Origin of the sequence: Cyclobacterium salsum (genome assembly GCF_010119245.1) — a bacterium.
GTDB lineage: Bacteria > Bacteroidota > Bacteroidia > Cytophagales > Cyclobacteriaceae > Cyclobacterium > Cyclobacterium salsum.
In genome coordinates, this window is the sequence record NZ_WNKG01000002.1 from 523,398 (window position 1) to 536,708 (window position 13,311).

7 protein-coding genes are annotated in these 13,311 nt (G+C 48.8%); 3 read left to right on the forward strand and 4 right to left on the reverse strand.

From position 1 onward, the window contains the following. Positions 1-9: 9 nt before the first annotated feature. The 4 genes from GJS45_RS04795 to GJS45_RS04810 form a co-directional block, all read right to left on the reverse strand. Positions 10-2,427 carry a TonB-dependent receptor domain-containing protein gene (locus GJS45_RS04795; protein WP_162340314.1) on the reverse strand — a complete coding sequence of 806 codons (2,418 nt, stop codon included), beginning with the start codon at positions 2,425-2,427 and terminating at the stop codon, positions 10-12. Positions 2,428-2,556: 129 nt separating this feature from the next. Beyond that, a complete protein-coding gene (locus tag GJS45_RS04800) occupies positions 2,557-2,808 on the reverse strand; it encodes a hypothetical protein (protein ID WP_162340315.1) in 252 nt (83 codons plus the stop codon). A 46-nt stretch (positions 2,809-2,854) separates the two neighbouring features. Continuing rightward, on the reverse strand, positions 2,855-4,246 hold the full coding sequence (locus GJS45_RS04805; RefSeq protein ID WP_162340316.1) for an FAD-binding oxidoreductase: 1,392 nt from the start codon (positions 4,244-4,246) through the stop codon (positions 2,855-2,857). 298 nt (positions 4,247-4,544) lie between these two features. Next, the gene (locus GJS45_RS04810) at positions 4,545-7,493 is read right to left on the reverse strand and encodes a hybrid sensor histidine kinase/response regulator transcription factor (protein WP_162340317.1); all 2,949 of its coding nucleotides are present in this window, start codon (positions 7,491-7,493) and stop codon (positions 4,545-4,547) included. Positions 7,494-7,906: 413 nt separating this feature from the next. On the opposite strand from GJS45_RS04810, the gene GJS45_RS04815 reads away from it, so the two are divergent. The 3 genes from GJS45_RS04815 to GJS45_RS04825 all read left to right on the forward strand — a co-directional run bounded on the left by GJS45_RS04815 (position 7,907) and on the right by GJS45_RS04825 (position 13,199). Further along, positions 7,907-9,403: a sulfatase gene (locus GJS45_RS04815; RefSeq protein ID WP_162340318.1), complete on the forward strand. Its 1,497-nt coding sequence runs from the start codon at positions 7,907-7,909 to the stop codon at positions 9,401-9,403. Positions 9,404-9,417: 14 nt separating this feature from the next. Beyond that, entirely contained in the window at positions 9,418-10,935 is a 1,518-nt protein-coding gene (locus GJS45_RS04820) for an arylsulfatase (protein ID WP_162340319.1), read from the forward strand. Positions 10,936-11,072: 137 nt separating this feature from the next. Beyond that, a complete protein-coding gene (locus tag GJS45_RS04825; RefSeq protein WP_162340320.1) occupies positions 11,073-13,199 on the forward strand; it encodes a pyrroloquinoline quinone-dependent dehydrogenase in 2,127 nt (708 codons plus the stop codon). The last annotated feature ends 112 nt before the right edge of the window (positions 13,200-13,311 follow it).

The following is a 13,311-nucleotide window of genomic DNA, read 5'->3' on the forward strand; positions in this document are numbered from 1 at the left end:
TTAATTACGTCAATTGGTTACCCGTTGCTGTTCCTCCTGCGAGCCTACTTTTCTGGATCGTGTTCCTTTGATTTTGCTGTTACCGAATTTGTAGGTATAACTGGCCATAAACACCCGATTGTCAAACCTAACCCTGCCGGAAAAATCAATCACAGCATCTTCGAATGAGCGTAATCGGAGTTGGTTGGTTTCGAGTAGGTCGTTGCAGGCGATCCGCAGGACTCCGGCTTTTTCAAAGTCCTTTTGAATACCGAGGTTGATAAAGCCTCTCGATAGCCAATTTAAATAGCCGTTTATGGTCGGAGAGCGGTAATTCCCCAATAGCTCCACCGTGTAGTTATTGGGTAGGGTAAAGGTGTTGGTCAGCACCAGCTGAATCCCTCGTTGGTCCACCTCATATACCTCTCCATTCAGCACAGAATTGATTTTCTGGTAATTCGCGGTAAGATTACTTTGGGTCTCCCACCAGGAAGTAAACTCCATTGGGAAGGCGAGCGTCAGGGCAACCGTCTGCGCTCGGTCAACATTTTCCGACTTCAGGAATAGGATATTGGTCTCCGCATCCAGGGTGGGTTGAAAACGTGCGATGACGTCTCTGTCCAGACTGTGTTGCACCGATAGAAGTAGGCTCTTGAAGGAATAGTCAGTCTTAAACATAGTGGTATAGGTAGGCAGTATGGTTTCATTTCCTGCTAAAAAGGTATAGGGGTCGAAAAGTAGCGCAAAAGGTGCCATCTCGTTAAAGGTAGGACGGGTAATCCGGCGCCCATAGGAGGCGTGAACCCGGTGATTGGAATTAATTTTTCGGGAAAAAAACAGGGTAGGAAAGAAATTTCCATAGTCTCTTTTAACGAGTTCTTCTCCCGAGGCGGTAGTCAGGTCGGTGGACGTATGCTCGTAGCGTAATCCAGCATCCATCGTCGTGTTTTCACCCAATACGATGTTGGCCGAGGAAAAAGCGGCCAGGATATCTTCCTGCAGGACGCCATCGCTGCTAAACGTAGGATTGAACACCCATTCCGTTCCCACTTTTTTATTGAATACGACGGTATTTTCCAGCTGTGAAAAGGTACCTCGAATACCGGATTCAAGCGCAACCGACTCCCCTAATTTGATGGAATGGGTTGCATCTCCCACCCAAAGCGCTATGGGCGTATCTTTGGCTATTCTGACTTCCTCCGATTCGATGAAATTACTTGACTCGTCGTAAAAGTCAATTAGATTTCTGGTAGGAAAGGAATTTGTATACCACAGGTAATCCAAATTAAAACCAAAGACCTGATCCCTGCTTAATGTATGCGCTAGGTGGATATTGCCCATGACATGGCTCCAGTTGTCAACTTCATCCAGGGACATAACAGCCAGCGAATCCGGTGAGATGGAATAGGTGGATGCGGTACGTGTGGATGCGGTATTATGTCTACGGTTCTCGTAGCCACTAAAAAGTCCGCTAAGGATGGTTTTGCTTCCCAACGTATAGTCAAATCCTGCCTGATAGTTGAATGTTTTCTTGTTGTGGAGATTATCGCTGTCTATTTGGATTCCTATGTCCTCAAAACCGTTGTTGTTTCCTCTGTACCGGGTTGCGAAGGGGACCTGATCGACATGGGAAGCAGACAATAGCCCAAACCAGCTGAATTTTGGCCCTTGGTGGTTGAGGTTGAAACTGATACTTCCATTGTAGCCGGAGCCAAAGCCCTGACCCGTGGTCAGGGAACCGTTGGTGCCAATCGTACCATTGTTCGTTTTCATGACGATGTTGATAAACCCGGCATCACCATCCGCATCGTACCTGGCAGGAGGCACGGTGATGATCTCGATTTTTTCGACGTCGCTTGCGTTGAGACCTGCCAGCATCTGGTAGGCGGCCTCTACGGGCATTCGGAATCGTTGTCCATTCATCAGGATAACGACGCCGTTTTTGCCCAAGACGGAAAGCGAATTGTTTTGCCGGTCCACGGATACGCCGGGAGACCTATCCAGCATCTCCAGAATGGATAACCCGGCGGCGGTAATGCTATTGGCCACATTGACGATCATTTTTCCCTGTTCCAGCTCAAAAAGCGGGCGGGCGGCCGTCACAGTCACTTCATCCAGCTGCTGTTGTTCTTCAGTTACCCGGATAGCGGGCAGCTCATTTTTGCCGGTGCCCGGGAAATGGAATCGGGTTGAATGACTTTTTTCGAAGCCAAGCAGGGAAACTTCCACGAAGTAATCCCCTTTAGGTATGTCCGAAAAAACAAAGTGTCCCGATTCATCGGAAATAGCTCCCTTAATCAGGGCGGAATCCGTTTCATTCCGGAGCAATACACTTGCAAATGCGAGCGCTTTGTCGCTGGAATCCCGCACGTCTCCCTGAATGACTCCCTGCGAAAATCCCGAGTTAAGCAACAACGATGAAAGCAACGAGCATAATAGCGTCTTCATAATGAAGAAATTTATCGCAAGCATCAACTAAGGGGATTACCTCCATGCCAGTGGATGCACGCGTGGTTGGTTTGTGTCCGGATGAGTTGTGGCTATGCTTGGTTAGCGTATTTCTTGAGCCATCCAGATCTATCTACGACTAAGTTTCGTTTTGTCTGTTTTCCACATGGTGTTCTGCTTCGTTTTACTTATTCGCTCAAGGAAGGATGATATCCCTGCTTTTTCGTCTCCACCAAAAAACACCGCCCTTACCCGGGCATTCGGATCAATGATGTCGGTGGCGGATAGGTTGTCTTGAGCGTTGGATACCGAGGTCAGCGCACTACTTGCGCCCAATAGCAGACTACAGATCGTACCTATTGCTCCTGCTAGCGACGGCATCCTTTTCTTCCTGTTTTTTGCTTGGACAGAGTCCGTTGCGTTAAATCTAACCGTTCGCATTGGGCAGAATATTATTGTTTAGGTGAAAGAAATTGTCAGGGTCGTACCGGTGCTTTAGTTTGGCCAATCGGGAATAATTCGGCCCGTACGCCACCTTGACCCGGTCCAGGCCATCGTCTGGCGAGAGCCAGTTTACCGCGGTGCCCCGGGTATGGGGCTCCACTTCGGCCCAGAAAGCCTTTGCCCAGGCAATCAGCGAATCGGCCTCTTGCGGATCCGCCCACTGTGGGGTAATGTCGAAATACCATTGCTGGTCTCGGTAGGGGAAGGGCGTTTCTTCCGGATCCACCCGGGTCACTGCTCCTTTCATCGCGTTGAATAAGACCATGGAATAGGGACTGATGCCTTCGGTGTTTTTCACGACGATGTCGATCAACTCGTCTCTTATTACCGGGAGATAACCCATTTTGTTGTACCGTTGCAAGCCATGGGGAACGGCTGCATCCAAACTTTTTTGAAGCTGTACGTAAGGACCTGGAGCGATCAGGTCGAGCATGGGTGGCGTAAAGGCCCTGAGCGGTTCCAATTGCCGATTCCCTTCGTCGATATCTCCCGTCCAGCAAACCACGAATCCAAAAACCTTCGTCCCATCGGGTAGTGTAAAGATCCCGGCGATAACGCTCATGTCGTCGGGCGTATTCATGGAGTACTCCCGGTAAAATTGCAGCAGCTCGCTCGCCTGAGTCAGGGGATAGAGGATCATGCCAGCCAGTACCTCCGGCCCCACCTTGTGTAGCTTGTATTCAAAGGAGGTAACCACACCGAAATTTCCCCCTCCTCCGCGAATGGCCCAAAACAGGTCCTTGTTTTCCGTCTCCGAGGCTTTGACAAAGCTCCCGTCTGCCAGGACCATGTCTACCGAAAGCAGGTTGTCAATGGTGAGCCCGAATTTATTCATCAGGTATCCTTGTCCACCGCCCAGGGTCAATCCCGCGATGCCGGTGTGGGATACCACCCCCGCTGTGACCGCAAGACCGAATGCCTGTGTTTCGTGATCGAGGTCCGCCAATAACGCACCGGCTTCCACCCTTGCGGTCTGCTTGACCGGATCTACACGCACCCCTTTCATGGCGGACAGGTCGATCAAAAGTCCGCCATCACAGGTCGATCTTCCGGCAAAACTGTGTCCGCCTGCTTTTATCGCCAGCACCAATTGGTTTTCCCGGGCAAAATTCACCGCAGCGATCACATCCGAGACCCCGGCACACTTGACCACCATGGCCGGATACTTGTCGATCATTGCGTTCCAGATAGTCCGGGACTGGTTGTAGCCTTCCTGATCGGGAAGTAGTAGCGCTCCCCGTAACGAGGATTGGAAGGCTGCCGTATCTATTTCCGGAGCCTTTTTGTCGGTTGAGATCAGATCGTTGGTTTTCATAAAAATGGGGTTTTGGTGTGGTAGGTATGATAAACTCCTTGATGATTTGGTAGATATAAGGCATCTATCCTCCTCCTTGGAGCTAAACAAACCTAGGGAATAAAGAGAAAAAAGATTTAGTCAAATGTTCCAAAAACAGGTGCAGATGTTCCATCGGTTAAAAAATTCCTTTAAATTCCTATCATAAATAATTACTTGAAGAACGATTGTAATTTTTTGAGAAACCTTTAATAAGGTATGTTTTGTACAAAAAGAAAGGCTGTTGTCCTCTCAAAAACTTCGTAACCTGTTTGAATCTTTAGGAAATAATCCCGGATGGCGTTTTTCCAAACTGTTTCTTGAAACATTTATCGAAATAGGAAACACTATTGAATCCGACGGCATAAGCCACTTCGGTGACATTTCCAGATTTTTGTTCCAGTAGGTACATGGCCCGTTTCAGCCGAACTGCCCGGATAAATTCGGTAGCCGAACAGTCGGTCAATGCCTTGAGCTTTCGGTGCAGGTTGGTCCGGCTCATCCCGATTTCCCGACTGAAAAATACTACATCAAAATCCGTATTCGCTAGATTCTCCTCCAGGATCGCCATGGCTTTTTTCAGGAATTTCTCATCGGTGGAAGTTACTGCGATCTCGGAGGTTTTCAGATCAAGCGAACGGCTGAATCGTTCCCGGAGTTTTTTCCGACCTTCAATAAGGTGGTGTATACGTACCCGAAGCTCTTTCATATCGAAGGGTTTGGTCAGGTAGGCATCCGCACCCGTATCCAGACCGCCGATTTTGCTATCCGAATCGGCGCGAGCGGTAAGTAGGACAAAGGGGATATGGCTGGTCCGCTCGTCGTTTTTCACTTTTTCACTAAGGCTTATGCCATCCATTACCGGCATCATCACATCGGAGATGATCAGGTCGGGTACGGTTGTAGCAGCTATGTTAAACCCCATTAGTCCATTTTCGGCTTCTAGGATCCGATACTGGTTTTGCAAGCTTTGCGCAAGAAAATGCCGGAGTTCCGGATTGTCTTCGACGATCAGCACGGTAGTCCTAATCGCCAGTTGGTCGAGGGAGCGCTTCCCGGCTGGATTGGTTTCCTGAGGTATCCAGGCAGTATCCAGTGCGGATTCCGATTGCTTCAGCCCGGGAATCGCCCCGGGTTCCACCCGTTCCAGGGTCAGCTCAACGGTGAAGCAGGTTCCCGAATCGGGGCTGCTTTCCACGCGGATGGTTCCACCCTGCAGTTCGGTGAGTTCCCGGACCAGTGCCAGCCCGATTCCGGTACCTTCGTAGCTGCGGGTGGCAGAGGCCTCTCCCTGGTAAAAGCGGTCAAAAATAAAGGGCAACCTTTCGGGCGGGATTCCGATGCCGCTGTCGGTGACTTCGAATTGCAGCCGGGGGCCTGCATCGGTTTCGGCCAGGCAGGAAACGTCAAAGCGGACGTTTCCGGAGGTTGGGGTGAATTTGTAGGCATTGATCAGGAGGTTGGAGAGCACCTTCTCCAATTTGTCGGGATCAAATTGAAGGTAAATGGGGCCTTCGGGATAGCTGCTGGAAAAAGCGATTTGCTTGCTTTCAAACTGTGAGGAAAAGGTGCCAGCCAGTCTTTTGGCAAAACCAACAATTTCTCCGGGTTCCTTTTCCAGGGTCAATTTCCCCGCTTCCAGTTTGGAAAGGTCTAGCAACTGGCTGACCAGCTGGAGGAGTCTTGCTGCATTCCTTTTAATCAGACTATGGCCGTCCTGAAGCAGGGGATGACCATTTCGTACTCCTTCCAACTGATCAACGGTGCCGGTGATCAGGGTAAGCGGGGTTCGGAATTCATGAGAAATATTGGTAAAAAATTCCGATTTGGTCTTGTCCAGTTCTCTCATTTTTTGGGTTTCAAGCCGCTTGACTTCCATATCTAACAGGCTGGTCTGAAGGGTTCTTTTGGTTTGAGCGTACTCTATGGCCAACAATACAGAAAAGGAAATGGCTGCACAAAATACGGCCAAATCCAGGGTGACGGCTATGTCATAGGGAACGCGCGGGAGTATGTTGAAAAAAAACAGGCAAAATAATGACCAAAAAAGAAAATTTCCTGACCAACCTAAAAAGACAATCCATGCACCCTTGATTTCTTTTCGGACAGCTCTCCGGCTAACCAAAACCGCAACCATTGGCCCCGACAACAGGAAGTAGGGCCAATAATAGTTGGCTGCTTCATAGGGCCATTTCCAGGAGGGAATAAATAGCAACGCTGAAACCGTGGCGAACCAAAACAAGCCATCCAATTTTTCCCTGGCAAAGGAATATACCGCTAATATTCCCCATATGATGTACGTGCTGAAAAACAGGCAACTGATCAATCCAATCACAAAATAGGAATCTCCTTCCCTGGGCATAAAACGGAACACATGTTCCAGGAAGTAGCCTAATGCCAAACTACTGGTGAACAGGCTGTAATAAAGATTGGTTTTATTGGATGGATAAGTGACAAAAAAGAAAAGGTGCAGCAATCCCAAAAACAATAAAAAAGTAGCCTTTCCCACCAATCTGGAAGTAGATACAGCCCGTGTCTGCACCATGCCTTGTATAGCCTTATCCATTTGATTCAATTGAATGATCAATGCCGGATTGCCCCCCCAAAGCCCGAGGAAATTCATGTAGGGATTTCTTTTTGTAAATGAAAAACGCACCGCTAAAACCTGATGGGGCTTGTCTTCAAATTGAAAGCTGTAAGGAGTTAGATTTGGATTGAAGATTACTTCTTTATTGGGATCCTGACTAACCACACCCAGTTTATGAATCAACTTGCCATTTAGGTAGATCTCAGAAGCTCCCCGCTGGAAAATGGTCATTGCCAAAGGAGTGTTTAGTAATGAAGTATCGACACCTAAACGCAAGCGAAACCATCCAATTTCCGCCGCTCTCAAATCAGTCAAATAATGGATATCAGTGGTAGGATCTATGGCAGACCAATCGCTGTCGTCAAAATCAGGGGCTGCCCAGGAGGGATCGTCTCCGGGATGAAATTTCCAATGCTGATCCAGGATAATCGGATTGAGACCAACTTGAGAACGTTTTAAAATGGTTGAATCCGTTACTGCCGCTTCACTTTTATGGCAATAAAGAAAAAACCACAGCAGGCAGATGAGCGGCAGCCGATGGACAGCTACGCCCGTCAGAAAAAGGATAGGAACGAAACCAGTGGCCCCGAAGAAGGTTTTTTTACTTCTAACTCTACAGTATTTAAAAATTAAACATATCAAAATTAAGGAATTAAAGATGTATTAATTACTGAATAATTTAATAAATAATTTATTATAATACTATACTGCCATATTTAATATGGTATTAATTTTTTTCTACCTTTTCCCCAGGCACTTGAATGGCACCTGCACACTACTAAGGTCGGAAATCAACGGCACGGGTAGGTAGCACAGATGTTCCAGGAAGTTGTCGGTATGTTCCATTTTGATGATTGCTGGTATCGATCACCCAGAAGCGGTATTCTTTTCGTGTAGGTTTCTATCGTAACTACCAGAAGGAAAAGCGAGCGGAATCGAGCGGAATAGAAAGGTAGCTTTTTCAGTATCAACCGGGCTTTGTTTTAATTTTACCGATTTCCTCCTATATTTAAGTCAATGCTTCACCCGTATTTCCAGATTAAACATCTTATCCAATGACCAAAAACTACGCTTGTATCTTTTACTGCCTGTTTTTTTCCATTTTATTTTCCTGTTCCAAACCGGCAGCCGAAGAAAAGCCCTACAATGTTTTGTTTATCGCCATAGACGACTTACGGCCCGAGCTGGGGGTATATGGCAATGACCTCATCCAGACCCCAAACCTGGATGCCATTGGCCTGCAAGGCACCCTATTTGAAAACCATTATGTACAGGTGCCTACCTGTGGGGCCTCACGTTGCAGCATTTTGACTGGCTTGTTGCCGCAATCCAGGCAACACCTGCAGAATTCCGCTGTTGAGCAGTTTATGTCCAATGAACCAGAAAGAGAGACACCGGAAAGTTTTGTGCATCACTTCAAAAGGAATGGCTATTATACGGTAGGCATAGGAAAAATAAGCCATTCGGTGGATGGCCTCTGGTATGGCTACGAAGAAAGCCCCGAAGGAGCCAAAATGGAAATGCCCCATAGCTGGGACGAGATGCTTTTTGATCCCGGCAAGTGGGAAACCGGATGGAATGCCTTCTTTGGCTACGCGGATGGGTCTAACCGGCAGGAAAAAAACAAGCAAGTCAAACCCTATGAAGCAGGAGAGGTGGATGACCTGGGCTATCCGGACGGCCTTTCTACCCAACTGGCCGTAAAAAAGCTGAAGGAACTTTCCGATAAGGACCAGCCCTTTTTTATGGGATTGGGTTTGTTCAAGCCCCATCTGCCCTTTACAGCACCTAAAAAATACTGGGACTTGTATGATAGAGAGGATATCCCACTTTCACCTTTTCCCGAATTGCCTGAAAACGTACACCCCAACAGCCTTCAGGAGAGCGGGGAATTCAATTCCTACCAATTGGGAGAAGAGAAGGCAGGCCTGGACCAAAAACTTTCGGATGATTATGCCAGAAAACTCCGGCATGCCTACTATGCCGCTGTCAGCTACAGCGATGCACTGGTGGGGAAAGTGCTGGAAACCCTGGAAGAAGAAGGCCTGGCAGACAATACCATCATCGTGGTTTGGGGTGACCATGGCTGGCATTTGGGAGATCACAGGGTCTGGGGCAAGCATACCAACTTTGAAATGGCACTGCGCAGTCCGCTTATGATTAAAGTTCCCGGGATGACCCCCAGAAGAATCGGAACCAACATGCCAGTCAGTAGCATTGATCTGTATCCCACTCTGATGGAACTTACCGGTATTTCGGTTGATTTCCCGCTGGACGGCCAAAGTTTGGTTCCCCTGATAACGGCAGGGGAGGACGGTGCCAGAGCCGCCCAGGCTTTCAGCTACTTTCGAAACGGTATCTCCATGCGTACCGAGCGGTACCGGCTCGTTAAGTATTTCAGGGAAGCCGAACCTACCATAGAATTGTATGACCACCAAAACGATCCCATGGAGACAGTAAATGTGGCGGATGACCATCCGGATATTATTGCCGAATTGATGCCGCTCATGGAAAAGGGAAATACCGGCTTGTATGCCCATTCCTCCAACTAAATTAATAACCCAAAATGAAAAACCAATACCAACACATCACCACCAAAGCGTTGGTGTTTGCCATGCTATCAATAGTGGTTGCCGCTTGCAGTAGCGCTCCGGACGAAGGGGAGGACCAAATAAAGAAACCCAATATCATCTATATCCTGGCAGATGACCTGGGCTATGGAGACCTGAGTTTTTTGGGACAGCAAAAATTCCAGACCCCACACATTGACGCGCTTGCCGCCAGGGGAATGGTCTTCACCCAGCATTATGCCGGCAGTACGGTTTGTGCCCCCTCACGCTCCGCCTTAATGACCGGTTTTCATACGGGGCATACCCAGGTCAGGGGCAATCGTGGCCTGAACGGCGGACAGTTTCCCCTGGCTACCGATACCCAAACCATACCTAAGGTCCTGAAAAAGGCTGGCTATGTCACCGGTGCTTTTGGCAAATGGGGATTGGGGTATCCTGGTTCTACCGGGGCTCCGCTGCAGCAGGGTTTTGATGTGTTTTTTGGTTACAATAGCCAAACCATTGCCCATAACTATTACCCGAGAGAGTTGAAAGACAATGATGACGTCCTTACGTTAGAAGGCAATCAGGGGACCGGAGAGGAACAGTATGCGCCGGAATTGATTCAGCAGAGAAGACTGGAATTTATAGAAAACAACCGCGACACCACTTTTTTTCTGTACATGCCCTCCATTATACCTCATGCGGAGCTGGCGGCTCCTCGCGAGTATATGGAGCAGTTTCTGGAGAGGAAAACTCCTGAGCCGCCCTATGACTATGAAAGTTTACTGGAACCTGAAACGCCCTACCAGGGCGTAGACGATCCGGAGCATCCCCGGTACAAGGTGGGCGGATATGGCTCGCAAGCCTATCCCCATGCAGCTTTCGCGGCCATGGTCACTTTATTGGACGATCAGGTAGGGGAGTTGGTAGAAAAACTGGAAAGCCTGGGTTTGTTGGACAATACGCTGATTATCTTCACATCCGATAACGGCCCCCACCTGGAAGGCGGGGCGGATCCTGATTTTTTCGATAGCAATGGTCCCTTTCAGGGATACAAGCGGGATTTACACGAAGGAGGCATTCATGTTCCCATGATTGCCAGCTGGCCGGCAAAAGTGGAAGCAGGGAGCCAAACGGATCACATCAGTGCTTTTTGGGATATATTGCCGACTTTTGCAGCATTGGCTGAGGTGAAGTTGGAGCAAAATGTGGATGGCATTTCGTTTTTGCCCACGCTTTTAGGTGAAGAAGAGCAGCAGCAGCCCCATGACCACTTGTATTGGGAATTTCACGAGCAGGGTGGCAAGCAGGCCATTCGAAAAGGCAAATGGAAGGGAATCAAATTGAATGTTTTTGAAGGCAATGAAGACATCCTTTTATTTGACCTGGAAAACGACCCGGGTGAAGAAAATGACCTGAGTGAGGCGCATCCGGAACGGGTAGCCGAAATGAAGACCCTGATGCAGGAGTCAAGGGTAGAGGATCCGGAATGGCCCTTTGAAGAAAAAATTCAAGCTGAAAATCAGCCATGAAGTAAATTAATGCTTTTACCCGGACGCTTTGGCAGGGAAAAGGAGGAAAGCCATCCCAAGCCCAACAATCCGATTTACTACCTGCTCAACTGTATAGACATTTAATGATTTGAATGGGAATAACTGAGAAAAATCTTATGAAAATATGGCCATTAAAGTGTCTCCTGTTTTTGGTTTTGATCACACTGGGATGTTCGGCCGATAAGCAGGAAGATACCTATCAAACCTGGGAACACTACCGGGCTACCAAAACAGCCGCCCAATATTCCGGACTGAAGACCATCAACAAGGAGAATGTACACCAGCTCCAGCCGGCCTGGACCTTCCATACCGGAGATAAAAGGGAACGCACCCCCATGGAATGCAATCCCATTATTCTTGGTAATACCATGTATGTGACTTCTCCTCAATTGGATTTAATCGCCCTGGAAGCGGCCACTGGAAAAGAACTGTGGCGTTTTGATCCGGAAGTTTTTGGGGTTTCGGGAGGAGTGAACCGGGGCGTAACGGCTTTTACCGATGGGGACAAAACCCGGATTTTTATGCCTGTTGGCCATTGGTTGTTTGCCCTGGATGCCAAAACCGGAGAACTGGTGGAGGAATTTGGGGAAGGTGGAAAGCTGGATTTAAGGCAGGATTTTGGCAGAGATCCCGAATCCCTTTCCATTGGGTTAAATACCCCCGGAATCATTTACAAGGATTTATTGATCATCGGATCAGCCACTGGGGAGGGGTATGATGCCTCTCCGGGTCATATCAGGGCCTATTCCGCCAAAACAGGAGCATTCCAATGGATATTCCATACCATACCCCAGGAAGGAGAATATGGCCACGATACCTGGCGATGGGTGGAGGATGAAAACTACGGTGGCACCAATAACTGGGGCGGCATGAGCCTGGATGAGGAAAGGGGATGGGTGTATGTAGCCACCGGATCTCCTACCTACGATTTTTATGGAGGCAACCGACTGGGAGAAAACCTGTTTGCCAATTCCATCCTTGCGCTGGATGCCAGCAGCGGTGAGCGGCAGTGGCACTACCAGGCAGTAACCCATGATGTATGGGACTATGATTTGCCCTGTGCGCCTACCCTTGTAGATTTTCCCCTGAATGGGGAGACGGTTCAGGCCCTGGTACAACCCAGTAAAATGGGTGAGCTGATCTTGCTGGATCGCATTACAGGTGAGCCGCTGATGGAGGTGAAGGAAAAGGCTGTTCCTCCTTCCTACGTTCCTGGCGAAGTAGCTCATCCGACCCAAAAGTTTGATCAGGGCATTACCCTGGTGCCTCAGGGCCTGGACAGCACCTATTTGACCAACATTTCCGAGGCAGCAGCAGCATATGCAAAGGCTGAATTTAAAAAATACCGCAATGAGGGTTTTTATACCCCACCCAGCCTGGAGGGAACCCTGACTTTTCCGGCCACCAGGGGGGGCATGCTATGGGGAGGATTATCCTATGATCCTGTCAATCAGATGATCTATGTCAACGCCAATGAAATTCCCATGATTTTGCAATTGAGGAGCCTGTCAGAGAATCAGGAAGAAGGGGCTTTCAATAGCTTAAGTCCGGGTCAGCGGATCTACCTTTCCAATTGCGCCAATTGCCACGGGGCAGACCGGCAGGGCCTTGGGGAAGCTTACCCGGCACTAACCGGGCTCCCTGACAGACATGACCGGGAATCGGCCAGGACCCTCATCACCGGAGGAAATGGGGTGATGCCGGCCTTTCGGGGATTTGATGCACAGGAGCTGGAAGCATTGCTGGACTATCTGCTGGATCAGGAATCTGTTGGATCCAGTCAGGAAAATCTGGCAGCAGCCCCATTGGATCGTTATGTTTTGCAGGGTTTCCGTATTTTCACAGATGAGGAAGGCTTTCCCGCGAGCAGGCCTCCCTGGGGAACGCTGAATGCCATCGATTTAAAAACCCAATCCATCAAATGGAAAGTGCCACTGGGAGAATATCCCGAGCTGAAGGAAAGGGGAGTAGCCCCTACTGGTACGCAGAATTTTGGCGGTTGTGTGGCTACAGCCGGCGGGATAGTATTCATTGGAGGGTCTGCCGATGAAATGTTCCGTGCCTTTGATGCGGAGACAGGAGAAGTGCTGTGGGAATACCAGCTTCCTGCCGGAGGTTATGCGGTGCCTTCCGTGTATGAAGTGGAAGGCAGGCAATATGTGGTCATCGCCGCCGGAGGGGCCAATCGCCTGGGTACCCCTGCCGGAGATGCTTACGTGGCCTTTGCTTTACCAGAGGAATAAAATTTTAAGCAAATTAAAAAATCTAACATGCCATGATGTATACTATACAAAATGTTTCACCACAGATGGACACAGATTAGTACAGATTTTTTAGTTCCTAATAAAAATCCAG